At 65.5% G+C, this 26,289-nt stretch carries 19 protein-coding genes and 1 pseudogene; 12 read left to right on the top strand and 8 right to left on the bottom strand.

Features of this window, described 5'->3' with window-relative positions; translation table 11 throughout:
* Window positions 1-191: 191 nt before the first annotated feature.
* Window positions 192-611 carry a hypothetical protein gene (locus AKN84_RS28765; RefSeq protein ID WP_050423908.1) on the top strand — a complete coding sequence of 140 codons (420 nt, stop codon included), beginning with the start codon at window positions 192-194 and terminating at the stop codon, window positions 609-611.
* Between the two features lie 51 nt (window positions 612-662).
* Here the strand turns inward: AKN84_RS28765 and AKN84_RS28760 are convergent, their stop codons facing one another.
* Window positions 663-1,841: an ABC transporter substrate-binding protein gene (locus tag AKN84_RS28760; RefSeq protein WP_050423907.1), complete on the bottom strand. Its 1,179-nt coding sequence runs from the start codon at window positions 1,839-1,841 to the stop codon at window positions 663-665.
* Between the two features lie 222 nt (window positions 1,842-2,063).
* On the opposite strand from AKN84_RS28760, the gene AKN84_RS28755 reads away from it, so the two are divergent.
* Entirely contained in the window at window positions 2,064-2,534 is a 471-nt protein-coding gene (locus AKN84_RS28755) for a winged helix-turn-helix domain-containing protein (protein ID WP_162240913.1), read from the top strand.
* Window positions 2,535-2,566: 32 nt separating this feature from the next.
* Here AKN84_RS28755 and AKN84_RS28750 read toward each other — a convergent pair whose 3' ends face one another.
* On the bottom strand, window positions 2,567-3,187 hold the full coding sequence (locus AKN84_RS28750) for a TetR/AcrR family transcriptional regulator (RefSeq protein ID WP_193399695.1): 621 nt from the start codon (window positions 3,185-3,187) through the stop codon (window positions 2,567-2,569).
* Between the two features lie 52 nt (window positions 3,188-3,239).
* Here AKN84_RS28750 and AKN84_RS28745 point away from each other — a divergent pair, with 52 nt between their 5' ends.
* The 4 genes and pseudogenes from AKN84_RS28745 (at window position 3,240) to AKN84_RS28730 (ending at window position 10,103) form a co-directional block, all read left to right on the top strand.
* A complete protein-coding gene (locus AKN84_RS28745) occupies window positions 3,240-3,497 on the top strand; it encodes a hypothetical protein (RefSeq protein WP_050423904.1) in 258 nt (85 codons plus the stop codon).
* A gap of 287 nt (window positions 3,498-3,784) precedes the next feature.
* Window positions 3,785-7,254, top strand: a pseudogene (locus AKN84_RS28740) (acyl-[ACP]--phospholipid O-acyltransferase).
* A gap of 87 nt (window positions 7,255-7,341) precedes the next feature.
* A complete protein-coding gene (locus tag AKN84_RS28735; RefSeq protein ID WP_050423903.1) occupies window positions 7,342-9,126 on the top strand; it encodes an NAD(P)-binding domain-containing protein in 1,785 nt (594 codons plus the stop codon).
* 14 nt (window positions 9,127-9,140) lie between these two features.
* Window positions 9,141-10,103, top strand: a complete 963-nt coding sequence (locus AKN84_RS28730) for an alpha/beta hydrolase (protein WP_050423902.1) — start codon at window positions 9,141-9,143, stop codon at window positions 10,101-10,103.
* A 181-nt stretch (window positions 10,104-10,284) separates the two neighbouring features.
* Here the strand turns inward: AKN84_RS28730 and AKN84_RS28725 are convergent, their stop codons facing one another.
* Together AKN84_RS28725 and AKN84_RS28720 are read right to left on the bottom strand one after the other, a co-directional pair.
* A complete protein-coding gene (locus AKN84_RS28725; protein ID WP_050423901.1) occupies window positions 10,285-11,490 on the bottom strand; it encodes an ABC transporter substrate-binding protein in 1,206 nt (401 codons plus the stop codon).
* Between the two features lie 265 nt (window positions 11,491-11,755).
* Entirely contained in the window at window positions 11,756-11,980 is a 225-nt protein-coding gene (locus AKN84_RS28720) for a hypothetical protein (protein WP_050423900.1), read from the bottom strand.
* 901 nt (window positions 11,981-12,881) lie between these two features.
* On the opposite strand from AKN84_RS28720, the gene AKN84_RS28715 reads away from it, so the two are divergent.
* Window positions 12,882-15,026: a COG3904 family protein gene (locus tag AKN84_RS28715; RefSeq protein WP_128971254.1), complete on the top strand. Its 2,145-nt coding sequence runs from the start codon at window positions 12,882-12,884 to the stop codon at window positions 15,024-15,026.
* 128 nt (window positions 15,027-15,154) lie between these two features.
* On the opposite strand, the gene rpmB is transcribed toward AKN84_RS28715, so the two are convergent.
* Window positions 15,155-15,463 (bottom strand): 50S ribosomal protein L28, encoded by a 309-nt coding sequence (gene rpmB, locus AKN84_RS28710; RefSeq protein WP_050423898.1) that lies wholly within the window; start codon window positions 15,461-15,463, stop codon window positions 15,155-15,157.
* 353 nt (window positions 15,464-15,816) lie between these two features.
* Between rpmB and AKN84_RS28705 the strand changes: the two genes are divergently transcribed.
* The 5 genes from AKN84_RS28705 (at window position 15,817) to AKN84_RS28685 (ending at window position 22,928) form a co-directional block, all read left to right on the top strand.
* A complete protein-coding gene (locus AKN84_RS28705) occupies window positions 15,817-16,647 on the top strand; it encodes a DUF3108 domain-containing protein (protein ID WP_050423947.1) in 831 nt (276 codons plus the stop codon).
* A 665-nt stretch (window positions 16,648-17,312) separates the two neighbouring features.
* On the top strand, window positions 17,313-20,885 hold the full coding sequence (locus AKN84_RS28700; protein ID WP_050423897.1) for a helicase-related protein: 3,573 nt from the start codon (window positions 17,313-17,315) through the stop codon (window positions 20,883-20,885).
* Window positions 20,886-20,946: 61 nt separating this feature from the next.
* Window positions 20,947-21,189, top strand: coding sequence for a S4 domain-containing protein (locus AKN84_RS28695; protein ID WP_050423946.1), 243 nt, complete (start codon window positions 20,947-20,949; stop codon window positions 21,187-21,189).
* Window positions 21,190-21,385: 196 nt separating this feature from the next.
* Window positions 21,386-21,724, top strand: a complete 339-nt coding sequence (gene fdxA, locus AKN84_RS28690; protein WP_050423896.1) for a ferredoxin FdxA — start codon at window positions 21,386-21,388, stop codon at window positions 21,722-21,724.
* Window positions 21,725-22,145: 421 nt separating this feature from the next.
* The gene (locus tag AKN84_RS28685) at window positions 22,146-22,928 is read left to right on the top strand and encodes a CarD family transcriptional regulator (RefSeq protein WP_128971253.1); all 783 of its coding nucleotides are present in this window, start codon (window positions 22,146-22,148) and stop codon (window positions 22,926-22,928) included.
* Between the two features lie 549 nt (window positions 22,929-23,477).
* Here the strand turns inward: AKN84_RS28685 and AKN84_RS28680 are convergent.
* Genes AKN84_RS28680 through AKN84_RS28670 form a run of 3 tightly spaced genes read right to left on the bottom strand, consistent with a single transcriptional unit; the run spans window position 23,478 to window position 26,149 of the window.
* Window positions 23,478-24,014, bottom strand: a complete 537-nt coding sequence (locus AKN84_RS28680) for a response regulator transcription factor (RefSeq protein WP_050423895.1) — start codon at window positions 24,012-24,014, stop codon at window positions 23,478-23,480.
* Window positions 24,004-25,389: an ATP-binding protein gene (locus tag AKN84_RS28675; RefSeq protein ID WP_050423894.1), complete on the bottom strand. Its 1,386-nt coding sequence runs from the start codon at window positions 25,387-25,389 to the stop codon at window positions 24,004-24,006. The genes AKN84_RS28680 and AKN84_RS28675 overlap by 11 nt, the downstream gene beginning before the upstream one ends.
* Window positions 25,361-26,149 carry an SURF1 family protein gene (locus AKN84_RS28670; RefSeq protein WP_050423944.1) on the bottom strand — a complete coding sequence of 263 codons (789 nt, stop codon included), beginning with the start codon at window positions 26,147-26,149 and terminating at the stop codon, window positions 25,361-25,363. The genes AKN84_RS28675 and AKN84_RS28670 overlap by 29 nt, the downstream gene beginning before the upstream one ends.
* Between the last annotated feature and the right edge of the window lie 140 nt (window positions 26,150-26,289).

The raw sequence follows: 26,289 nt of genomic DNA, 5'->3' as shown, positions 1-26,289 counted from the left end.
GACGCAGCGTAGAGCAGCAGCCGGATCGATTGCTACCTTGGATCGATCAATAATCATTCCATGCCGCGATAGGTGTGAACTGGCGCACAAAAGCGTCACGAGGTCGCGGCCATTTGAGACGTGACGACTTTCGCGACGTGTCGAAAAGGCCTAGCTTGATTGGCGGCGCAATTCATTGATGAGGCATAGCGATGCGCAGCCGCGTCAGAAAATTTGCCCATGTCCTGGAGCGCTTCGGCCTTGCCCTGGCGGGCGCCGCAAGCGGATTGTTCGTCGCCATCCATGTCGGCTCGAGCGTGTCGGCGCTGACCTCGCAGGCGTTCCTGCTGATCATGATGCTGAGCGGCGCGATCGGCTTCTATGTCGGCATCGATACGCCGCCAAAGCTCTTCCATCCGAAGGACGGCGCCTCGACGCGCAAGATCGACACGGCGGAACTGCTCAGCGCGATCGGTACTTTCCTCGCGACCATGGTGGCGTTCTTCTCGGTTGGTGTCGTGGTGCTGCGCAGCGAGCCGGACATCGCCTGGACCGCGGCGATCATGGCCGGCTGGGTGCTCGGCGTCGCCATGCAGATCGTCGCCGGCACGATCGCTCGCACCCGCGTCTGAAACGTCGGAGCGGCGCGAAGGCCTGGCCGGCCTCGCTCCGCCTCGCCTGGCTCATTTGTTCGCGATCTTGCTGGGGTCCTTGACCGCCTTGAACGTCTCGTGCTCGACGCTGTAGAGCTCGCCGCCGACTTTCTCGACCTTGCGAATGTAGATGTCGTGGACCACCTCGCGCGTCTTCGGGTCGATCGACATCGGGCCGCGCGGGCTTTCCCAGGCCATGCCCTTCATGGCTTCGATCAGCGCGTCGCCATTGGTCTTGCCGCCGGTCGCTTCCAACGCCGCGTAGATCAGATGCATGCCGTCATAGGCGCTGACGCTGATGAAGTTCGGGCGGACGTTTGCATTGGCCTTGCGGAACGCTGCGACATAGTCGCGGTTCAGATCGGAGGGATGCGCCGCGGAATAGAATCCCGCCGTGATCGTGCCGATCATGGCATCGCTCATCCCCGGCAGGTCCTCGTCGTCGGCGAGGTCGCCGGGGCCGATCAGCTTGATCCCGCTCTTGTCCAGCCCACGCTCGACAAATTGCTTGGCCAGGATACCGGCTTGGCTTGTCGGGACGAAAATGAACAGCGTGTCGGGATTGCCGTCCCGCGCGCGCTGCAGGAACGGCGCGAAGTCGGGATTGGCCAGCGGCACTTTCAGCGCTTCGACGACCGATCCGCCCGCCGCGGTGAAGGTCGCCGAAAATACCCCGGCGGCTTCACGCCCGGGAGCCCAGTCGGACGCGATGATGGTGGCCCGCTTCGATCCGTTTCTGGCCGCCCAATCCGCCAGCACGCTGGCCTGCTGGGCATGCGTCCAGCTGGTGCGCACGAAGTAGGGCGACCTTTCGGTCACGATCGATGTGCCCGATATCATGACGACTGTTGCCGTCTTGCTCTCGGTGACCAACGGCGCGAGTGCCAGCACGCTCGGCGTCAGCCCGCCGCCGAGGATCTCGGCCTTGTCGTTGACGATCAGCTCCTGCGCAATGCGCTTGGCGTTATCAGGTACGCTGGCATCGTCCCGGACGATCAATTCGATCTTGCGACCGGCGACCATGTCGCCGTGCTGCGCCATGTAGAGCCGCGCCCCGGCGACCGCTTGCTTGCCGACCGGCCCCAGCACGCCGGTCAACGGCATCACCAGCCCGATCCTTAGGGCGTCTTGCGCCCGGGCGGGTGCCGGTTGCACCGCCGCGAGCGCCAGCATAGCCCCGGCCAACACCGCAAACGGTGTCCTTGACATGGTCAACCTCCCGCGGGCCCGAAAATGACGTCGGCCAGTTCGCGACTATCGGCTTCGCCGCGGGGAAGTCCTGATCAAGAAGTGACAGAACGACGAAATTCCTGCTAAATTTGCCGGATTGGTGCCGTCTGTGGGCATGGAGTGACCTCTATGGACCCGGCAACTGATTCTGTTTTGGCATTTGATTCATTTGTATTGGACCTCGCCCGCGGCGTCGTGCGCGTGAACGGCGTCGACCTTGATCTCAGGCCGAAGTCATTCGCGGTGCTCCGCCATCTCGCCAGCAACGCCGGTCGGTTGATCTCCAAGCAGGATCTGCATGCGGCAGTCTGGGGCAACGTCGCGGTCTCTGACGATTCACTGGTCCAATGTATCCGCGAGCTGCGCCTGAAGCTGCGGGATGACGACCATCGCATCATCAAGACGGTGACGCGACGGGGCTATCGCCTCGATGCTGAACCGATTCCGCCCTCCGACGATCATGAACCGCACAACGCTCCGCGCCGGGCGTCGACTTGGCGCGTCGCAGCACGCTTGGCCGCGCTTCCCCGATGGTTGCTTGTCGCCGGCGTGTCGCTGACCGTCTTCGCGGTTCTTGCCGTCGTGCCGTCGATTGCCAACGGGATGTGGCATCCCCTGGCGGAATTGGCGAGCTGGCTTGCACCGCAGGATCACGGCATCGTGCCGAACTAGTCGCCGGCACGATCGTCCGCACGCGCGTCTGACTACGCCTTGCGCGTGAGGCCCAATCCTGCGAGGTGCGTGTCGACGAACTGCGCGAGCCGCTCGCGCAGCTTTTCCGGCGGCACCGCGACCATGCGCTCCTCGAGCCCCAGCGAGATGATGCCGTGAACCGCGGAGAACATCATCCGCGACAGCAGCGCGACGTCGTCGAGATCGCGATCGGGCAACAGCCTCACCAGCGGCGCATGCATCAGCACGAACGCATCCATCACCATCGCCAGGATATCTTCCGGAAACGGCCGGTCGTCCTCCATCCGGTGCTCGAACAGTGAGCGCAGCAGATTGGCGTGCTCGGTAGCGAAGCCGAGATAGGCGTCCGCAAGCCCGTGCAGCTGGCGCAGGGGATCGTCGGCCGGGACGGCCTTGAGCCGCGCGGTCAGGGCCTGAACGGTCTCCCGGTTCACGGTCAGGATCAGGCCGTCGAAGTCGCCGAACTCGTTATAGACGCTGCCGATGGAGCAGCCGGCGGCCTCGGCGACATCACGAACTTTCAATGATCTCAAGCCTTTAGTGGCGATATAGCGGCGTGCGATCTCGATCAGCAGAGCTCGCCGCTGAAGTTTTTTCCGGTCTCGTCGCGATTCTTCTTGAACAATGTTCATTTTTGAGCTACTAATTTGAGCGTTGCTCAAGATGGTATAGGAGGCCACTCACATGCAGACCCTAGCACTTCAATTGACCACCACCTTCGTCGATGACGCGATCGAGCTCGTGAAGGGCTTTGGCCGCGCCATCCTCTCCCTGGCGATGGCGCCGATCGAGCGGATCGCACGCGCCTGCGACGTCGCAGGCGTCCTGGAGCAGCGGCGCGCCGATCGGCGCGCCAAGCGCCCGGCGGCACAGCGTGGCGGCGGCTGCAAATCACGCAACTGCCGATGGTCGCCGTTCCGCGGCCTGAGTGAACTGACCTGAAGCGCTCAGCCCGCAATTGTCGCCGAAACCTCAACAAAGCGCTCACCATGTCCTTGCGACCCGATCTCGAGATCGATCAACCCCAGGTCTGGATAAGGTCTCGTACATCTCTGGCGGGCAATGTCCCCGCGGCCCGGCGCTTGCGGATGTGCGCCGGTTCGAACCGAACCATTGCGGAAAAGACTAAAGGCTGCGGGATATCAGTCATTTTCACCACGCCCCCCATTCTCCGCCACCCGAATTTGCAGACCTGCCAGCGCCGTGCGCGCTAACCCAAGGAACCGGTCATGATCAAGGAATTGATGACGTCCCGCCGCTTCGCGCCGCTGTTCTGGTCGCAGTTCTGCTCGGCCTTGAATGACAACGTGCTGAAGAACGCGCTGGTCATCATGCTGCTGTATGGCGTCGCCAACGAGCAGGGGCCGGCATTGGTGCAACTCGCGGGTGCGGTCTTCATCGCTCCGTTCTTCGTGCTGTCGGCGCTCGGCGGCGAGCTCGCGGACCGCTACATCAAGTCCGTCGTCGCGCGCCGGCTGAAGTTCTTCGAGATCTTCGCCGCCGCCTTCGCCGCGGCCGGCTTCTTCACCCATTCGATCCCGCTGCTGTTTATCGCGCTGGCGTTGTTCGGCATCGTGGCCGCGCTGTTCGGCCCGGTGAAGTACGCGGTGCTGCCCGACCAGCTCTCGGTGTCCGAACTCGCGACCGGTAATGCGCTGGTCGAGGGCGCGACCTTCATGGCGATCCTGATCGGCACCATCGCGGGCGGGATGTTCGTCGCCGGCGCCAGCCACATGGGCTGGATCTGTGCCGCCGTGGTCGGCCTGTCGGTGCTGTCCTGGGGATTTGCGTCGCGCATTCCGGTGACGCAGCCCTCCGCGCCCGACCTGCCGATCACCAAGAATCCCTGGACCTCGACCGTGCGCCTGTTGAAGTCGCTCTATGCCGAGCCGCGGCTGTGGGACGGCATGGTGATCGTGTCCTGGTTCTGGATGGTCGGCGCGATCGTGCTGTCGCTGCTGCCCGCGCTGATCAAGGAAGGCGTCGGCGGCACCGAGGGCGTGGTCACGCTGTGCCTCGCCGTGTTTGCGATCGGCATCGCCGCCGGTTCGCTGTTCGCCGCGCAGCTCAGCCATATCAGGCCGAATCTTGCACTGGTGCCGATCGGCGCCATCGTCATGGGCGTGGTCGGCCTCGACCTCGCCTGGGCGATTGCCACCACCTCGCTCGGCAAGGACGTCACCGCGGCTGCGTTCGCGACCTCGTTCGGTGGCTTCCGCATGCTGGCCGACTTCTTCCTGTTCGCGTTCGGCGGCGGCCTGTTCGTGGTGCCGTCGTTCGCCGCCGTGCAGGCCTGGACCGCGCCGTCCGAGCGCGCCCGCATCATCGCCGCCGGCAACATCCTGCAGGCCGGCTTCATGGTCGCCGGCGCGGTGTTCGTCGGCGCGCTGCAGGCTACCGGCCTGCCGATCGCCTGGATCTTCTTCGGCCTTGCGATCGCGAGCTTCGGCACCGTCTGGTTCGTGTTGACCAAGTGGGGCAAGGAGGGCGTGCGCGATTTCGGCGCGCTGCTGTTCCGCGCGCTGTTTCGTCTCGAGGTGCGCGGCATGGAGAACCTGCCGCCCGCCGGCACCCGGATGCTGATCGCGCCCAACCATGTCAGCCTGGTCGATGGTCCGTTGCTACATGCGATGCTGCCGATCGATGCCAGCTTCGCCGTCGACACCGGCATCGCCAAGGCGTGGTGGGCCAAGCCGTTCCTGAAGATGATCAAGCACTACACGATGGATCCGTCGAAGCCGCTGGCCGCGCGCGACCTGATCAAGCTGGTTGCCGCCGGCGAGCCGGTCGTGATCTTCCCCGAGGCCGCATCACGGTCTCCGGCTCGCTGATGAAGGTCTATGACGGCACTGCGATGATCGCCGACAAGGCCGATGCTGTGGTCGTCCCGGTCCGCATCGAGGGCGCGCAGCGTTCGCATCTCAGCTATCTGAAGAATGGCGAGATCAAGCGCTCCTGGTTCCCCAAGGTGACGATCTCGATCCTGCCGCCGGTAAAGCTGCCGGTCGATCAGGCACTGAAGGGCAAGGCGCGCCGCAACGCCGCCGGCGCCGCGCTGCAGGACGTCATGATCAACGCCATGGTCCAGAACGCGATGCTCGACCAGACCCTGTTCGAGGGCCTCGGCCACGCCTATCGCGACCGCGACACCGGCAAGCCGATCATCGAGGACGCGCTCGGTACCAAGCTGACCTATCGCAAGCTGATCCTCGGCGCGCAGGTGCTGAGCCGCAAGCTCGAGCAGGGCACCGTTGTCGGTGAGAATGTCGGCGTGCTGCTACCGAATTCGGCCGGCGTCGCCGTCGTGTTCATGGCGCTGCAGACCATCGGCCGCGTGCCGGCGATGCTCAACTTCTCGGCGGGCCCGGTCAACGTGCTGGCCGCGATGAAGGCGGCGCAGGTCAAGACCGTGCTGACCTCGCAGGCCTTTATCGAGAAGGGCAAGCTCGACAAGCTGATCGCGGCAATGGCCGGCCAGGCGCGCGTGATCTATCTCGAGGACGTCAGGGCCGGCATCAGCCTCACTGACAAGATCGCGGGTTTCCGCGCTGGCATCGCGCCGCGGGTTGCGCGACATGCGAATGATCCCGCGGTCATCCTGTTCACCTCGGGCTCGGAAGGCACGCCGAAGGGTGTCGTGCTGTCCCACCGGAACATCCTCGCCAACGCGGCGCAGGCGCTGGCGCGGGTCGATGCCAATGCCAACGACAAGGTGTTCAACGTCCTGCCGGTGTTCCATTCGTTTGGTTTGACCGGCGGCATGATGATGCCGATCCTCGGCGGCATTCCGATCTTCATGTATCCGTCGCCGCTGCATTACCGGATCGTGCCCGAGCTGATCTACCAGACCGGCGCGACCATCCTGTTCGGCACCGATACCTTCCTCACCGGCTACGCTCGCTCGGCGCACGCCTATGATTTCCGCACGCTGCGGCTCGTCATCGCCGGCGCGGAAGCGGTGAAGGAGCGCACGCGGCAGGTCTACATGGAGCGCTACGGCATCCGCATCCTCGAGGGCTACGGCGTCACCGAGACCGCGCCGGTGCTGGCGATGAACACGCCGATGGCGAACCGCCAGGGCACCGTCGGCCGGATCTCGCCGCTGATGGAGTACCGCCTCGATCCGGTCCCGGGCATCGAGGAAGGCGGACGCCTGTCTGTGAAGGGGCCGAACGTGATGCTCGGCTACCTGCGTGCCGAGAATCCCGGCGTGCTCGAGCCGCTGCCTGAAGGCTGGCACGACACCGGCGACATCGTCACCGTCGATGCGCAGGGCTTCATCGCGATCAAGGGCCGCGCCAAGCGCTTTGCCAAGATCGCAGGCGAGATGGTCTCGCTGTCGGCGGTCGAGACGATGGCATCGGCGCTGTGGCCGCAGGCGATGTCGGTTGCGGTCACGCTGCCCGATGCGCGCAAGGGCGAGCGCATCGTGCTGCTCACCACGCAGAAGGACGCCGACCGCGCCGCGATGCAGCGCCAGGCCAAGAGCGTCGGCGCCTCCGAGCTCGCGGTGCCCGCCGACATCCGCATCGTCGACAAGGTGCCGCTGCTCGGCACCGGCAAGACCGACTATGTCGGTGCGACTGCACTGGCCAAGGAAATAGCGGCGGAACTCGCCGCCGCGCCCGCAGCGAAGGCCGAGCCCGCGAGCGAGGAGGGTGAGGCCGAGCCGCAGTCGCTGCAGCAACACGTTGCATGAGTCCTGGCATGAGTCTTGGCATGATGGTTGTGCTTTTCGGGAGCATGTTGTCAGATAGACGGCAACTGCTCCCGAGAAAGCACGATCATGCTGGACAAACTGAACCCGGCTACAGAGGACGCGCCTGAACTCATCGCCGAGCGCTGGATCGGCGCGCTCGATGCGGCGCTTGCCGGCCGCTCCGCTGAGGCCCTTGCCGGGCTGTTTGCGCCCGAGAGCCACTGGCGCAACATCTTCGGCATTTCCTGGCACTTTGCGACGTTCAGCTGGCGGCAGCGCGTCGTTGCCGAGCTGCTGGAACGCGCTGCCGCGGTCAACGCGCGCGGATTTCGCCTTGATGATCGTGCCTTGAACCCGCGACGCGCCGCAGTGGCCGGACGCGACGTGATCGAGGCTGTCTTCACCTTCGACACGTCGAATGGACCGGGCACCGGTGCGGTCCGCCTGCTGCACGACGCGGGCGGAAATTCCGCGGCATGGACGTTCTCCACCATGCTCGATTTCAATCGCATCTGCGACGCGCGCGGAGATCAAGCCGCGGAGCAATCCCATGCGCGCGATTTCGCCGCACCCGACTGGCTGGAGCAGCGCCAGGTCTCGCGCGCCTATGCCGACCGCGAACCCGATGTGCTTGTTGTCGGCGGCGGCCATGCCGGCATCGCGGCCGCGGTCGAGTGCAAGCGGATCGGGCTCGATGCACTGATCGTCGATCGCGAGCAGCGCATCGGCGACAATTGGCGGCTGCGCTATCGCGGCCTGAAGCTGCACAACAAGACGCCGGTCAACCTGTTTCGTTACCTGCCGTTCCCGCCGACCTTCCCGGACTACATCCCGAAGGACAAGATCGCGAATTGGCTGGAGAGCTATGTCGACATCATGGAGCTCGACTTCTGGACCGAGACCTCGTTCGAAGCCGCGCGCTATGACGACACGGCGCAACGCTGGACAGTGACGCTGCAACAAAGCGATGGTCCGCGCACGCTGCATCCGAAGCACATCGTGCTCGCAACCAGCGTCAGCGGCACGCCGAACATTCCGACCATTCCCGGCATCGAGCACTTCAAGGGCAAGGTCCTGCATTCGAGCCAATTCGCGGCGGGGCGGCAATGGGCAGGCCGCTCGGTGAGCGTGTTCGGCACCGGCACCAGCGCGCATGACATCTGCCAGGAGCTGCATGCGGCCGGTGCTGACGTCACAATGGTGCAGCGCAGCCCGACCATGGTGGTCAATGTCGAGCCGGCGCAGCTCTACGACAAGACTTATCTGGGCGACGGCCCGCCGATCGATGTGCGCGACATTCTCAATTCCGGCGTGCCGCTGCCGGTGATGAAGATCGCGCACAAGATCATCACCGACGAGGTGAAGCGGCTCGATGCGCCCCTGCTGTCGCGGCTCGAGCGCGCCGGCGTCCGTCTCGAATTCGGCGAGAACGGCACCGGTTGGCCGCTCAAGTTTCGCTCCCGCGGCGGCGGCTACTATTTCAACGTCGGCTGCTCCGAGCTGATCGCCGACGGCAAGATTCGCCTGATCCAGGCTGCCGACATCGTTGATTTCACCGCAACCGGCCTCGCGCTGAAGGACGGCACGTCGCTCGCCGCCGAGCTGTTCGTGCTCGCCACCGGTTACAAGGGCCCCGACCATCTCGTCGGCAAGCTGTTCGGCGAGGATGTCGCCGCGCGCGTCGGCCGGGTCTGGGGCTTTGACGATGCGACGCAGGAGCTGCGCAACATGTGGACGCGCACGCCGCAGCCCGGCCTCTGGTTCACCGGCGGCGCGTTCTCGCAGGCCCGCATCTACAGCCGCTTCATCGCGCTGCAGGTCGCAGCGATCGAGGCCGGCACGCTCTCCAAGCACTTGAACTGCAAGCACTGACCTGAAGGACTCCCATGCCGCTCCCGCTCGATGCCATCATTGCCAACATCATCCCGCTGCTGCCGCTGCGCGACCCTGCCACCATGACGCCGCAGAGCGCGCGCGATTCACTGCGCGCGCTGGCCGAGGCGCGCAAGGCAGTGCCGCCACCGCCGGTCGATGTTTTCAGCGACATCGAGGTGCAGGGCGCCGGCGGCAAGCTCGCCGCGCGGCTCTATCGCAACGGCAGCGGCACGGCGCCGACCGTGATCTTCTTCCATGGCGGCGGCTGGGTTGCCGGCGATCTCGAGACCCATGACCGCCAGGCCCGCAACCTCGTGATCGAGACCGGCGCAGTGGTGATCTCGGTCGATTATCGCCGACCGCCGGAAACGCGCTTTCCCGGCGCGTTCGAGGATGCGTTCGCCGCGGTCCGCGACGTGGTCGCGCGCATCGGTGAATTCGGCGGCGATCTCTCCCGCGTCGGCGTCGCCGGCGATTCCGCGGGCGGCAATCTCGCCGCGACCACGGCGCTCGCGTGCCGCGACACCGGCATCGCGCTCGCCGGGCAATTGCTGGTCTATCCCGTCACCGACGTCGTCGGCAATTTCGCCGACCCGGCGGAGAACGCGAAGTTCCCGTCGCGCGCCGAGAATGCGGAGGGCTACTTCCTGTCGCGCGCGGTGATGGAATGGTTCTGCGGGCACTATCTCGCGAACCCTGCGCAGGGCGCCGACTGGCGCGTCTCGCCGCTGCGCGCGACGAGCCTCAAGGGTGCCGCGCCGGCGGTCGTCACGACAGCCTGGTTCGACCCGCTGCGCGACGAGGGCCATGCCTACGCCAAGGCGTTGCAGGCGGCCGGGGTGCCGGTGACGTATCACGCGGGCGAGGGCCTCATTCACGGCTATTTCGGCCTCGGCGATGCGTCGGATGCCGCACGCGCCGAGGCGCAGCGCGCGCGGGCCGATTTCAGGGTGCTGCTGGAGCGGGGAGTCTAACCTCCCGTCGTCCCGGCGAAGGCCGGGACCCATAACCACCGCAGCCTGTTGTTGCAGCAGGCTGTGGCCCCAGCGTCGCGTCACATCGCCCGGTCGGGGTAATGGGTCCCGGCCTGCGCCGGGACGACGATGTGGAGGGGGCGCGTTCGACAACTTCCCCTCAACACATCTCTCTCACCCCTCAATCATTGCCGATGGTGTCGCCGAACAGCTGCCAGGTCTCGCCGTTGAACTTCTGCAGCCGCATCGCCTCGACCGGGAAATAATCGGTCGGCGAGGTCTTCACCTTGATGCCGGGCAGGAACATCGGCAGCGCGATGTCGAGGTTGGCGGCCTGCTTCATGATGTTTTCGTGGGTGAGGTCGTCGCCGCATTGCTTCAGCACCTGCACCGTCGCCTCCGCCACCACATAGCCGTAGACGATCAGTTGGTCCTGCAGATTGCCGTCCGGAAAGTAGCTCTTCATGAAGTCCTGCCAGGCGATCACGTCCGGATCCGTCTTCCATTGCGGATCGTTCGGGTCCTTCAGCGAGTACGACGAGATGATGTCCTTGGAATATTCGAAGCCGGCCGGCTTCAGCACCGAGGACACCGACGTCGAGGTCGCCGCGAGGAAGAACAGGTCCGGCTTCCAGCCGATCTCGCCGATCTTCTTGATCGCCTGCGCCGCCTGCTTGGGGATCGCGTGCATGAACAGCACGTTGGCGCCGGAGGCTTTCAGCTTCACGATCTGGCTGTCGACCGTCGGATCGGTCGATTCATAGGTCGTCTCCGCCACCACCATCCTGGCGGTGTTCTCTGCGCCCAGTCCCTTCTTGAAGCCGTTGCCGTAATCCTTGCCGGCATCGTCGTTCTGGTAGAACAGCGCGATCTTGGCGTCCGGCTTCTGGGTCAGCACATATTTGGCATAGACCGCGGTCTCGGCCTGGTATGACGGCTGAAAGCCGATCGACCACGGATAATGCGCATAGTCGCCCCACAGCGTGGCGCCCGCGCCGACGAACAACTGCGGCACTTTCTTGTCGTTGAGATATTTGCGCACGGCAAGGCCGGTCGGCGTGCCCAGCGGATTGAGGATCGCGGCGACCTCCTCCTGCTCCACCAGCTTGCGGGTCTGCTCCACCGTCTTCGGCGGCGAGTAGCCGTCGTCGAGCGTGATCAGGTTGATCTTGCGCCCGTTCACGCCGCCCTTGTCGTTGATCATCTTGAAGTAGGCGGCCTGCGTCTTCGCGATCACGCTGTAGGCCGACGCCGCGCCGGAGAACGGCGAGGTCTGTCCGAGCTTGATCTCGGTGTCGCTGGCGCCCGCGCCATATTTCTTCTCGGCGGCGTACACTTGTGATGCGAGCGCAAGCGTGAGCGCTGCCGTGATGGCCTTCCAGATCATCGTGAGCCTCCCTGTGGCTTTTCTGTTTTGTTCGCGAGGAGAGCTTACGCAGGTCGGGGGAGGCAGGCTTGTGGCGAGACGCCGGAGCAGGGATGCGAAAATGCGGCAGGCCGCAATTACCGCCGTCGTCCCGGCGAAAGCCGGGACCCATAACCACTAATGTTTGCCGTTACACGGAATGTTGCCCCAGCGTCGCACCAAATAGACAGCCGGGGTAATGGGTCCCGGCCTTCGCCGGGACGACCAAGAGGAGAGAGCGGAGCCCTCAACGGTAGCGTACGCTGCCGGTGGTCACCGGATCGGTCGGCAGCACGGTGGCGCCGGCGCGGTTGGCGGCGGCGGAGGTGATCATGCCGGGCTCGCCCTTCAGCACATTGCGGGGCGGGTTGAATTCGAGGATGACGAGGGCGGCGGTCGCCAGCACCGCCACGGCGGCGGTTGCGAGCGCAGGCACCAGTCTTCCGCGCGTATCGGCTGCGCGAACTTGCATTGATCAATTCCTTTATCGGGATCGTTCTTTGGACGCGACATAAGAACGGCCAGGCTTCTTCCCAAGAGTGCGGCATACATGCCTCACAATCAGTTGTACCGGCCGTGATGTCCCTCACGGTTTTCGAGCCGCGCGACTTAGCCGCGTCGAATCGAAACCGTGTCGGACGGCTTGTTTGCACACCATGAGTTGGAAGAGATCGTGGCGTTTTGCATGCGCCTCATGCGCTCGTGATGATGCGAATGAGTTTGTGATTAACGTCCGCCCGTGAAGCCCGCTTTGCCTTATTTTATAGGGTTTCTGAACGGGGCAAGGCGCGTGCGTTAAGCCTTTCTTCACGCACCAGCAGCGCATCGACATGGATTCGCGCGTTGCGACGAGCGATGACACCGCTGTCATTGGCAGCAGCTGGCGATGATAAGCTCCGTCATTGCGGGACGTGTCGCGCCGAAGCCTTCGGCGTGGACGAAAGACAATCCATCTCTCCTCGCGCGACGTGGTGGATGATTCTACTTCGCGCTTCATCGCGTAGAGAAGAATCCGCTCGCGTCTCGTCGCGCGCGCCCTCAAGCGTCCACCGCATCCCGCCTCAACGTCCGTGACGATCGCGATACGCCCCTCTCAGAGGAGGCGGGACGCGCTGCTTGGACCGGTGAGTTGGGGGTCGGGCAAGAGGAATATTTTCTTTGCGAGGACTGGACAGGGTGTGTCACCTTGAAAAGGCTGGTGAAATTCGCGTTCTCGCGCGCGCCGTCTGCGCGCCGGCGCACCGTTAACTCACGGGAGTTGCAACAGCTTGCCACGGCAACCGAACTTCGGCACCATGCCTCCGCTGTGCGGCCCGGCAGGTTGTGGGATCGCGGGCGGCTCCGGGTGAGCCGATTTTGTTTGGCAGTTTGTCTTGAGTGACCTTACGACCGATTCCCCGCTTCAGATCGTGGAGGGCGTGGCGCGCGAACGCGGTGGCTTCTGGCGCCGCGTAACGGCGTTCGCGGTCGACATCGCCATCGCAACGCTGTTGCTCCAGGTGCTGGCGTTTGCCTTGTATCCCGCGACCGGCGGGCGCGTGCAGTTTCCCGGCGGCTTCATGCTGCTCTATTGCGATCAGCTCAAGGCCGTTCCCGAAGGCTTCGACGTCCCGGCGGATTTCGTCCCCACCACGATCGTCGATTGCCGGCAAGGCCTGTTTCAGCTGACGTCGGCACGTGCGCTGAACCTGGTGCGGGTCACGCAAAACGGCGCCTTCACCACGCGAAAGCAGATCACTTACCTGCGCGATGCCGAGGGCAAGCCGGTCGCGGAGCCGATCCTCGGCCTGTTCTGGCTGCCGCTGTTCTTCGTGCTGCGCCTCTTGTCCGATCGCCGGGGCGGCACGCCGGGCCGCCGGCTGCTCGGCCTTCGTCTCGCTGACGCCGCAAGCGGGCTGCATCCGCCGCCATCATCGGCAGTGCTGCGCCGCTACCTGATGCAGGCGTTGCCGCTTGCACCCTACGTCGCCGGGCCGCTGCTGCTGTCCCTGCTCGGGGTGCGTATCACACCGCTCGGCGAGGCCTGGTGGATGGCGATGATCTTGCCCACGGTCTGCGGCGGCATCGGCGCGCTGATCGCGCTGCATCACGTGATCTATCGCAAGGATGCCTTCTACGATTCGTTTGCGCAGACCGGCGTGCTGCGGATCGATGGCGCCAGTGCGGCGGTGCCGTTAGTTGCCGTGCGACCGCTGCCGCCGCCGCCGTTGCCCGGCGTCGCGCCTGGTCAAGTCGAACCTGCTCTGTTCGATGGGGCTGATCAGGCCGAGCGAGCCGTTGCCGACGCATTGGGCGTCGCACAGGCGAGCGCCGCTGCGCCGCCGCCATCCATCGTGCTGCCGCCGCCCTTGCCGCGGCGGGCCAATTATTTCGTGCGGCACTGGCGCGGCGAGCTGTCGCTGCCGGTCTCCTATTGGGTCAACGGCACCGTGCTCGGCGCCGGCCTCGGCGTTGTGATCGTCGTGGTCAGCCACCTGCTCAACGAGCGCGGCAGCGAATATCCGGCGCTGTGGCTGGTCTCGATGATCGCGATCTGGGTGTCGATCGTGCTGTTGCGGATCTGGGTCACCGTCGGCGTCTGGCGCGCGGCGACGCATTACCGGGCGCTCGGCAAGTCGTTCTGGGGCGGCGCGGCCAAACTCGCCACGGCGCTCGGCGTCGCCTACCTCGCCTATAGCTGCCTGTTCGTCGCGGCGCCGCAGATCGCCGGCGTCTACGAGATCGTCTCAGGCGACGCCCGCCTCGGGCCGCACCAGTTCCGCGTGCTGTTGAACGGCCAGATGCTGGAATTCTCCGGCGGCATCACCTTCGGTGTCGCCAAGGAGCTTGAGGGCTTCCTGAACGCGATGAGTGACCTGAAGCTGGTCCGGCTCAATTCGATCGGCGGGCGCATGAATGAGGCGCAGAAGATGGCCGACCTGATCAAGGCGCGCGGGCTTGCGACCTTCGTGAAGGACAGCTGCGTCTCCGCCTGCACGGTGGTGTTCCTCGGCGGCAAGGAGCGCGGGCTGTTCACAGGCGGCGGCAAGCTCGGATTTCACCAGGCCTCGTTTCGCGGCATGACCGCAGCCGATCGCCGAAGCTCGATCGAACGCGAGATCGCGCGCCTGCAAAGCTTCGGTATCAGTCGCGGCTTCGCCGAGCGCGCTATGAAGATGCCGCCGAGCGGCATGTGGTACCCCGACAATGAAGAGCTGGTGCGCGAAAAGGTGGTGACGCGGCTCTACACGCCGCGGGCGCCAGTGAACAATCCAGCGAGCGGCAACCAGCCAGCCGCGAGCGCGGCACCGCCGGCGCCCGCCGCGGCAAGCAATGCGGCGATCGCCGTGCCGCCGGTCTCAGCCACACCACCCGATACTGCCAGCGGAAACCGCGTCTTCCCGACACCCAGTCCGCCGTCCCAGACGGAATCCGGCACCTACCAGACCGGCCGTGCGTTCATACCGGCTGAAGTGATGAAGCGATTGACGGCCAAGCCAGCCGAGAAGGCAACGACGACCGAAGAGCCGAAGAACTAAACAAAGGGCCGCCAGTTCGAGCGAGGCGAAGTTTGTTTGAGTTCGATGCACCCCCAAAACAAAAACGGCCGGGTCATCGACCCGGCCGTTCAAAACTCTCTTCGCGAATTCCGCTCTTGCGGCTTCGCTCAGCTCGCCTTCTTCACCGGCGCCGGCTTGCCGACCTTCTTCTCGATCGCGCGCTTCAGTTCGAGGGCGCGGGGCGAGAGCACGTCGGCCTTGGCCTTGAGCAGGTAGGCGTCGAGGCCGCCATTGTGGTCGACGCTCTTCAGTGCGTTGGTCGAGACGCGCAGGCGCACGTTGCGGCCGAGCGCATCCGAGATGAAGGTCACGTTGGCCAGGTTCGGCAGGAAGCGCCGCTTGGTCTTGATGTTGGAGTGGCTCACCTTGTGGCCCGTCTGGGGGCCCTTGGCCGTCAGTTCGCAGCGCCGGGACATCTTACAAAATCCTTTTCCATCCCCGCCTCTCTGTCAGGCGTGCATTCGCACGGCCCGCGCGGGGGTTTTGAATTCGCGTCCATTTTCCAGGAACCGCGGGTGTATAGGGGCAGATCGCCCAAGCGTCAAGATTATATCGCCGCATGGCGCTACCGGGGAATGCCGGTTCATAAGCCGTTCCAGCCACTTAACAGCTGAAATGGCAACCATATAAAGGGCGTATTCGGCTGCAAGTCTTGGTTCCATAAGAGACGCGCAAATTGTCCGGCCGAATTGAAGGACCAAACGGACAACGAACAGAGCGCCGATAGCAGGACCGTCAGGTAGGTTAAGTGACCACCGCCATTGCCATTTTGCCCCCGCTCGGCCGGCTCCTCGGCCTGTGCGCGGGCGCCTTGCTGCTGTTTTGTGCCGAACGCGCCAGCGCGCAGGGGCGGCTCGACGCCCAATATGAGGCGACGCTCGCCGGTATCCCGGTCGGCAAGGGCAGCTGGACCATCGAAATCGGCGACGACACCTTCTCGGCCGCAGCCCAGGGCGGCACCGCGGGCCTCTTGAAGGCGTTTTCCGGCGGCACCGGCGCGGGCGCCTCGCAGGGCCGCGTCGTCAACGGTTCGCTCGCGGCCTCGTCCTACACCGCGACCACCACCACCTCGAAGAAGTCGGAGACGATCCGGATGGTGCTCGCCAATGGCGGCATCAAGGAATCCGCGATCGAGCCGGAGCCGCCGGTCGATGCCGACCGCCTGCCGGTGACCGAGGCGCAGAAGAAGAACGTGTTCGATCCGATGACCGGCTCGTTCCTGCGCGCGCCCGGCAATGCCGAACTGATGAGCCCGGACGTCTGCCGCACCGGCGCCGGCGTGTTCGACGGCCGGATGCGCTACGACCTCAAGCTGGATTTCAAGCGGGTCGAGATCGTCAAGGCCGAGCGCGGCTATCACGGCCCGGCGCTGGTCTGCGCGCTCTATTTCGTGCCGGTCTCGGGCTACATCCCGGATCGCCCCGTGATCAAATACCTCGCCGCCCAACGCAACATCGAGATCGCCTTCGTGCCGATCGCGGGCACCCGCCTGCTGGTGCCGTTCCGCATGACGATCCCGACCCCGCTCGGCCAGGCCATGCTGGAAGCCACCTCGTTCGTCACCACCGCCGCGCCGCCGCGCGTGGCGAAGACGCAGTAGGATTACGTCACTGCCTGACCGTCACCCTGAGGAGCGCGTAGCGCGTCTCGAAGGGTCGACGGCCACCGGCGGGGGCCGTGCATCCTTCGAGGCTCGCTCCGCTCGCACCTCCAGCGACAAAGGCGGGGCCTTTGCGCGGGGATGACGGGTCGGGCAGTTCTTGAGCGCAAGGCATGCAACAAACATCATGGAATCCAGTTGACTCTTGCCCGGTTCTGATTCGACTCCGCCACCCCTGGAACTTAAGGAATTCAGTCCGCATATCCCCTGCTTGTGGAGCCCTCTCAAACTTGATCTAGTGCCGCCGCCGTCAGCCTACCCGAGATGTTGCGGTGAACGTTTCGAGCCTGGAATGGAGTCAGCGATTCGGCCGCGATTCGTTCTAGACTCGTTCCGAAGCTTAAGCGGGGCGCAGAAAGCGTCGCATTGTGAGACAGATTTTGCGAAAGGATACGTGCAGGAGTGAGGCTCACGGCTCCCAACTCTCCCCGTCACCCTGAGGAGGCCGCGCAGCGGCCGTCTCGAAGGGCGGCGGCCCACCTGTCTCGGCTAGCGGATCGCCACGTGTGGAAATCTCGGCCGTGCATCCTTCGAGACGCGCTGACGCGCTCCTCAGGATGACGGATTGAGCGTTCCGCCAACAGTTCAAGAAACACCTGCAAAATATGGCTTTCTCAACTTCGTTCGGAAATGACCGCGCGCCCGGTGCAGGCGTCACCGCGGTGCTGGGGCCGACCAATACCGGCAAGACGCATCTGGCCATCGAGCGCATGCTGGCGCATTCGTCGGGCTTGATCGGCCTGCCGCTGCGGCTTCTGGCACGCGAGGTCTACAACAAGATCGCGGACCGCGCCGGCGTCGACAATGTCGCGCTGGTGACCGGCGAGGAGAAGATCAAGCCGAAGGCGCCGCGCTTCTGGGTCTCGACGGTCGAGGCGATGCCGCGCGATCTCGATGTGTCCTTTCTCGCGGTCGACGAGATCCAGATCGCGGCCGATCTTGAGCGCGGGCATGTCTTCACCGACCGCATCCTCAATCGCCGTGGCCGCGACGAGACGCTGCTGCTGGGCGCTGCGACGATGCGCCCCATGATCGAGCGGCTGCTGCCCGGCGCCTCGATCATCACGCGGCCCAGGCTGTCGCAGCTCGAATTCGCCGGCGACCGCAAGATCACGCGGCAGCCGCGACGCACCGCGATCGTCGCGTTCTCCGCGGACGAAGTCTACGCGATTGCCGAATTGATCCGCCGCCAGCACGGTGGCGCGGCCGTGGTGCTGGGCTCGCTCTCGCCCCGCACGCGCAATGCGCAGGTCGCGATGTTCCAGAACGGCGACGTCGATTATCTCGTCGCCACCGACGCGGTCGGCATGGGGCTCAATCTCGACGTCGATCACGTCGCCTTCGCCTCCGACCGGAAGTATGACGGCTACCAGTTCCGCCGGCTGACACCGGCCGAATTCGCGCAGATCGCGGGCCGCGCCGGCCGCGCGACGCGCAACGGCACATTCGGTACCACGGGCCGCTGCGCGCCGTTCGAGCCGGAGCTCGTCAATGCGCTGCAGAACCACACCTTCGACAGCGTCAAGATGCTGCAATGGCGCAATGCGAAGCTGGATTTCTCCTCGCTCGGCGCGTTGCAGGTGTCGCTGGCGCTGTCGCCCAATCATGAGGCACTGACGCGGGCGCCGGTCGCCGAGGACATGCGCGTGCTCGAGCATGTTGCGCGCGACGCCGAGGTGCGCCAATGGGCGCATGGGCCTAAGGCCGTGGAGCGGCTGTGGGAGGCCTGCCAGGTTCCGGACTACCGGAAGCTGTCGCCAGCCGCCCATGCCGAACTCGTGACCACGCTGTATGGCTTCCTGATGCAAAAGGGGCGTATCCCTGACGCATGGTTTGCCGCCCAGGTCGACCAGGCCAACCGGACCGACGGCGATATCGACACGCTATCGGGCCGGATCGCGCAGATCCGGACCTGGACCTTCGTTGCCAACCGGCCGGACTGGCTCTACGACCCGGACCACTGGCAGGGGATCACGCGCGAGCTCGAAAATAAATTATCCGATGCGCTGCATGAACGGCTCACGGAGCGTTTCGTTGACAGGCGGACCAGTGTATTGATGCGCCGCCTGCGGGAGAACTCAGTTTTGAATACGGAAATTGGCAAGACCGGTGAAGTGATCGTGGAAGGCCATGTGATCGGCCGGCTCGATGGTTTCACCTTCGCACCTGATGCGGCCGAGGCCGGCAGCGACGCCAAGGCGCTGCAAGCCGCTGCCCAGCAGGTGCTGGCGCGCGAGATCGATGCGCGGGCCGAGAAACTGGGCGCCGCCCCCGACGAGCAGTTCGTGCTGACCTCCGACGGCACCATCCGCTGGACCGGCGATGCGGTCGCCAAGCTGGTCGCGGCCGACGACGCGCTGCATCCGCGGCTGCGCATCATTTCCGACGAGCGGCTGACCGGCGCCTCGCGCGAGGCCGTGCAGACGAGGCTCGATCTCTGGCTCAAGACGCATATCGAAAAGCTGCTCGGGCCGCTGTTCGAACTGTCCAAGGCTGAGGATCTGCAGGGCATCGCCCGCGGCATCGCCTTCCAGCTCGTCGAGGCGCTCGGCGTGCTCGAGCGCACCAAGATCGCGGCCGAGATGAAGGATCTCGACCAGCCCTCGCGCGCGGCGCTGCGCAAATACGGCGTGCGGTTCGGCGCCTACCACATCTATTTCCCGCAGCTTTTGAAGCCCGCGGCGCGCTCGCTGGCCTCGCTGCTGTGGGCCGAGAAGCAGAGCAATGTCGACATGGCTGCGCTGTCGAACGTGCAGCATCTGGCGAGTAGCGGCCGCACCTCGTTCCCGGTCGACAAGACGTTGCCGCGCGATGGCTATCGCGTGCTCGGCTATCGCCAGTGCGGCGAGCGCGCGGTGCGCGTCGACATCCTGGAGCGGCTTGCCGACCTGATCCGCCCGGCGCTGGCCTGGCGCGAGACCTCGCCGGGCGAGAAGCCGGCCGGCGCGTTCGATGGCCGCGGCTTTGTCGTGACCCAGGCAATGACGTCGCTGACCGGCTCGGCCGGTGAGGACTTTGCCTCGATCCTGCGCGCGCTCGGCTACCGCATGGACCGCCGTCCGCCGTTGCCGCCGAAGCCTGTCGAGGCCGCGCCGGTCGAGGCCGTGCCCGCCGAGACGACCGAGACGGTCGCAGCCGAGACGCCGCCGGTCGAGGCGACGTCCGATGTCGCCGTCGACCCGCCGGTTGATGCCTCCCCCGAGGTCGTGGCCGACGCGCCCGAGGCTGCCACCGATCAGCTGGTGTCCGGCGATCCCGCACCATCCGCCGCGCTGCTGCCCGATGTCGGCTTTGCCGAGGTGGCGTCCAGCGAAGCGACCCCCGTGGTCATCGAGACGACGCCCGTGGTCGTCGAGACCAGGCCCGAGCCGGTGGCCGAGGTTGCCGCGGAGCCTGCCGCTGCCGCCGCAGAATCCGCCCCAGAGGCGCCCGCTGCCGACGTCGCAGCCGAGCCCGCGCTTGCCGCGGAAGCCGCTGCGGAGACGACGTCCGAGGCCACCGCCGAAGCGCCTGCGGAGACCGCGAGCGCCGATGCTGCACCCGCCGAAGCCGCCACTGCCGAAGCCGCTCCCGCCGCTGCGGAGACGCCGGCCGAGCCGCAGCTGGTCGAAGTCTGGCGGCCCGGCGGCCGCTCCGACGAGCGCCGTCCGCATCATCGCGGCGGTCACGACCGCAACCGCGGCCGACATCAGGGCAAGCCCGCCGAGGGCGCGCAGGCCAGCGAAGGCGGCGGCGAGGGCGAGAAGCGCGAGCATCATCGCCGTCCGCGCCGCCATCAGGATTTCCGCACGCCGCGTCCCGGCGCGCCGGCCGATGCGACGGCAGTCGCAGCCGCGCCTGCCGACGGCGCACCGGCGCGCGACAATCGCCAGGATAATCGTGACGACCGCGGCCAGCGCCGCGAGCGCTTCGAAGGCAAGGGTCGCGATCGCGACAACAACGAGCGTCGTCGCGACAACAAGTTTGGCGGTGGCGGCGATCGCAAGGGCGAGCGCGGTGACCGTGACCGCGGTGGCCGCGACTTCGGCAAGGGCGGCCGCGACAAGCGCGAGAGCGGCCCGTCGCACCGGCCCTATGCCTCGAGCGCGCCGCGCGAGCGCGACCGTCCGATCGATCCGAATTCGCCATTCGCCAAGCTCGCTGCCCTGAAAGAACAGCTCGCCGGCCGGAAGGAATAGTCCAACCCTTGGTCTGAAGCTTGGATCGACAGCGGCTCGACAAATGGCTGTGGCACGCGCGGTGGTGAAGGCTCGCACCAGCGCGGCTGAACTCGTCGCATCAGGTCATGTCCGCCTCAACGGCACGCGCGAGAAATCGCCGGGCCATGCGGTGAAGATGGGCGATGTGGTCACCGTCGCGCTCGACAACAGCGTCCGGGTGCTCAAGGTGATCGGCTTTGCCGAGCGGCGCGGCGACGCCAGCTCGGCGCGCGAGCTGTACGAGGATTTGCAGGCCGGCGATTTGCAAGCCGGTAAGGAGTAGTTATCTCACGTTTGTTATTTCGACCGGAGCATGATCCGGATGTGTGGGGCCGGACTGGCGATAGGATCATGCTCCCAACAAAACCGGCTGGCAGGGTCGCCAGAACGCAGGTGTTTTTCGGAGCCGGCTTCCCTTGCGGCTCCGGTATTCCTGCGCTACGCAACGCCAGAAAAAGTGGATCGTTTCGGAGTTTTGGATGACCTACGTCGTCACTGAAGCCTGCATCAAGTGCAAATATACCGACTGCGTCGAGGTCTGCCCCGTCGATTGCTTCTACGAGGGTGAGAACATGCTGGTCATCCATCCGGACGAATGCATCGATTGCGGCGTGTGCGAGCCGGAATGCCCGGCGGACGCCATCAAGCCGGACACCGAGCCGGGCCTGGAAAAGTGGCTCGAGGTCAACCGGGACTACGCCAAGACCTGGCCGAACATCACCCAGAAGAAGGACTCGCCCGAAGACGCTAAGGAGTGGGAAGGCAAGGAAGGCAAGTTCGAGAAATATTTTTCTGCGAATCCGGGCAGCGGCGACTGATTCGTCAGCAGTTACCGGGGACTACCCCGATAAGGGCGGGCTCCGGCCCGTCGCGGCCCTCCGTTCGGCCGCCTATTTAACCCTAATGACGGACATATGACCTGAGCGGCCCCCGTTATGCCCGGAATCGGGCGTAAACCATTGATTTTTGCGGAAAATGTGCTATATTGAGCACATTACAGGCCAAGAACCCCCTGCCATGCGTACCTTGTGGCTTCGAGGTTCCCGCAAACATCGAACAGGGGCGTGGCAGTTTCCGCGCGCAAACTGTGTCACAGAAAACGCGTAAAAAGAGTGCTTCAAAGACGACGAAAAAAGCCGCTGTCGTTGCTCGCAGCGCAACCAAGGGCCGTGCCAAGCGTCCGTGAAGGGGGCCAAGAAGGCGGCGGCTGCAAAGTCCTCAAAGAACAAAAGAAGCGTGATGCCAGAAAAGACTGCCAAGACTGCCGCGAAAGCGGCAGCTGCGAAGCCCGCTGTTGCGAAGGTCGCTCCCAAGACTGCTGCTGCCGCGCCGAAGCCGGCCGCCCCGAAGGCTGCCGTCCCCGCCGCTGCTCCGAAGGTTGCCGCCAAGCCGGCCGCTCCGGCCCGCCCGGAAGAGAAGAAGGTCGTGACCCAGCGTCAGGGCTTCAAGGCCAATGAATTCGTCGTCTATCCCGCTCACGGTGTCGGCCAGATCCTGGCGATCGAGGAGCAGGAGATCGCGGGCGCCAAGCTCGAGCTGTTCGTGATCAATTTCATGAAGGACAAGATGACGCTGCGCGTCCCGACGGCAAAGGTCGCCAATGTCGGCATGCGCAAGCTGTCGGAGCCGGCGCTGGTCAAGAAGGCGCTGGAGACGCTGAAGGGCCGCGCCCGCGTCAAGCGCACCATGTGGTCGCGCCGCGCCCAGGAATACGAAGCGAAGATCAATTCGGGCGACATCGTCGCGATCGCCGAGGTGGTCCGCGACCTCTATCGTTCGGAATCGCAGCCCGAGCAGTCCTACTCGGAACGCCAGCTCTATGAAGCCGCGCTCGACCGCCTGTCGCGCGAGATCGCCGTGGTGCAGCACTCGACCGAGACCGAGGCGATCAAGGAGATCGAAGGCCAGCTCGCCAAGAGCCCGCGCCGCGGCGCCAAGGCCGAATCCGCTGAAGGCGATGCCGACGGTGAGGATCTCGACAACGACGGCGACGACACCGCCGTCGAGGACGAAGCCGCCTGAAAGGGTTCGACGGGTTGAAAACAAAAGCCCGGTCGCAAGACCGGGCTTTTTGTTTTGTTGAGGCGTCTCCGTGAGGCACGCTTCACCTCTCCCCTTGTGGGAGAGGTCGGATTGCATCGTCAGATGCAATCCGGGTGAGGGATACGGCCTCTCCGCGAGTTGGCGTCCCTCGATAGACCGCAACCCCTCACCCGGACCGCATTCCGCTGCGCTTCATGCAGTCCGGCCTCTCCCACAAGGGGAGAGGCAGCGCGAGTGCGCGGACGGCATTCGTAGCCCGGATGCAGCGAAGCGAAATCCGGGGCTACACGTGGAAAGGCCGATCCCGGATTCCGCTGCGCTTCATCCGGGCTACGCGCACTGCAGGACGTAGCCCCGTCATCCCCGCGCAAAGGCTTCGCCTTTGTCGCTAGAGGTGCGAGCGGAGCGAGCCTCGAAGGATGCGCGGCCCCGCTGGTGGCCGTCGACCCTTCGAGACGCGCTGCGCGCTCCTCAGGGTGACGGTGCGGCACGCTTCATGGGCTGCTTCGTAACGCGTGCTGCGCGCCGCTACTTCACCCGCTGCTTCTCGAGCTTCCGCGCCAATGTCCGGCGGTGCATGCCGAGGCGGCGGGCGGCTTCGGAGATGTTGAAGTCGGTCTCCATCAGCGTCTGGTGGATGCGCTCCCATTCCAGCGTCTTGATCGAGGTCGGCCGTGCGCCGACCTCGATGGCGGCGTTGCCTTGCGCTTTAAGGAACGCGGCCTCGATGTCGTCGGTGTTCGACGGCTTGGCCAGATAATGGCAGGCGCCGAGCTTGATGGCCTCGACCGCGGTCGCGATGCTGGCAAAGCCGGTCAGCACCACGATCAGCATCTCGGGGTCATGGGCGTGCAGCGCTTCGACGCAGGCGAGGCCCGACGCGCCGCCGGCGAGCTTGAGGTCGACGACGGCATAGCCGGGCGATTGCTGCTCGAGCAGCGCGCGGACCTCGTCGAGCGAGGCCGACACGGCGACGCAGTAACCGCGGCGTTCGAACGAGCGCTTCAAGGTGCGGGCAAAGCCTGAATCGTCCTCGACGATCAGAAGCTGGCGTTCATCCGTCAAGATGGTCTCCGATCGCGAGCGTCGAGAGCGGCAGCTCGAGCCTGACCGCGGCGCCGATGTCCGGCCGGTTGCGCGCCGTCACCACGCCGCCGAGCTTGCGCACGACGTTGACGACCAGGAACAGGCCGAGGCCGCTGCCGGGGCTGCCCTTGGTGGACTGATACGGCTTGCCGATATGCGCCAGCATCTCGCGCGAGAAGCCGGGGCCGCGATCGGTCACCGACAGCAGCAGCGTATCGGCATTGCGCTCGGCCATCAGCTCGATCCAGTCGCGCGAGACCTCGGCGGCATTGTCGAGCACGTTGAAGATCGCCTGCTTGAGCGCGATGTCGGAGACGATCGCAAGGTCGGTGCCGAAGGCGTTGCGGAAATACAGCGTGGCCGACGGCCGCGTGGTCCGCCATTCCTCGACGAGCGCGGTCAGGAACGCCGCCACCGTGGTCGGCGAGGAGCCTTCGCCGCGGGCCTCGCCGGCAGACAGCAGAATGCCCGTGACGATCGACTTGCAGCGCTGCACCGAGATTTCCATCTCGCCGAGGTCCTGCGACAATTCGGGGTCGGAGGCGAGGGCGGGCATCCGGCGCCAGTCGCCCAGGATGACCGAGAGCGAGGCGAGCGGGGTGCCGAGCTCGTGCGCGGCGCCGGAGGCCAACAGTCCGATCCGGACGATGTGGTCCTGCTCGGCGGCGTGCTGGCGCAGCGCCGCGAGGCGCAGGTCGCGGTCGCGCAGATTGCGGTTGATCCGGGTCATGAACACCACGAGCAGCACGGCGTCGAGCACGAGGCCGATGAAGGTGCCGGCGATGTAGAGATTGAAGGCGTCGGCAAAGCCCTGCTGCGGCAGCTCCAGCGGGCGGTAGTAGCTGGTCAGCCAGGCGAAGTTCATGCAGACCAGCGCCACCAGCGACCAGGTCGATGGCGCATCGAGCAGCACCGCGCCAAGCGTCACCTGCAGCAGATAGAGCGAGGTGAAGGGATTGGTGGCGCCGCCGCTGAGATAGAGCAGGGCGGTCAGTGCCGCGACGTCGAGCGCCAGCGCGACCAGGAGCTCGCGGTTGTTGATGTCGGCGCGGTAGCGAAGCCACAAGAGGCTGACGACATTGAGTGCCCCCAGCCCCGAGATCACGGCCGCCAAAGGCAGCAGCGGCAAGGCGACGCCCATCCAGAACTGCACGAAGCCGATGGTGACAATCTGGCCGATCACGGCGATCCAGCGCAGCTGGACCAGCAGGGCCATGTTCTTGCGATTGGTCGCGATGTCGGCGGGGGCTGCGAGATCGTACGGCATGCGGGCGGCCGCGCTCACGGCGGACGGCATCACGGCCGTGCCGGTTGCGGCGTTCTCCTCATGCAGATCCGATGTGCGCTCGAGCATCTGGGCCTGTGTCGCGAGACAGATTGCGGGCTGCGCCGATCAGGCGGCGCACGGCGGCGCGCCTTGAACTCCACCTTGGATCGGAGGCGCCGGCGCGGCTCCTGGCGCTGACGATGCGCAGGAGCGCGCCCGCCAGCATAAGGGCCAGCGCGAACCATGTCAGCGCGTAAATCAAATGGTTGTTTGGAAACCGTACGATCGTGAGCCCGCCGACCGGGATGCCACCCGGATTCGGCGTCGCGTCGGCATCGATGAAGAACGGAGCCACCTGCGACAATCCGCACACGGCGGCGATCGCCGCGACGTCGCGGGAGTACCAGCGGCCGGCCGAAGCGTCGTTGCTGCGCAGGAAGCCACCCTTCGGTTCAGACATCCGCAACAGTCCAGTGACGCTGACCGGGCCTTGCGGGTTGCCGTCGCGCCGCGTCGCGGGATCGCGCCGGTCAGGCGGAACAAAGCCGCGATTGACCAGCACAGTGGTTCCGTCGGCCATCCGCAGCGGCGTCAGCACCCAGAAGCCGGGGCCTTCGTTCGTCACCGCCTGTACCAGCGTCTCGTCGGTGTTCAGGAAGGTGCCGTCGACGGTGACGCGGCGGTATTCGTCGCTCGCGGCGGTAACTTCAGGCCATGACGAGGGCGGCGGCGGTGCGACCGGTGCCGCATGCATGCGCTGCTCGACCCGTTCGATCAGCGCCAGCTTCCAGGCCCTGCGTTCGACCTGCCAGATCGCGAGCGCGCTCAGCAGCACCACGCCCAGCATGCCGAGCGTGAGCAACGTGTAATGACGAAGAGCCGACCTACGTCCACCGCGGGACTGCGCTCCCTCTCCCGCTTGCGGGGGAGGCCGGGGTGGGGGTTTTGGCCACGGAATCCGGATGAGTCATTGTGTGGGAGAGAGCC

The organism is Bradyrhizobium tropiciagri (assembly GCF_001189845.1).
Lineage (GTDB): Bacteria > Pseudomonadota > Alphaproteobacteria > Rhizobiales > Xanthobacteraceae > Bradyrhizobium > Bradyrhizobium tropiciagri.
Note: the sequence above shows the minus strand (reverse complement) of the source record. Positions and strands in the feature narration are given on the sequence as shown.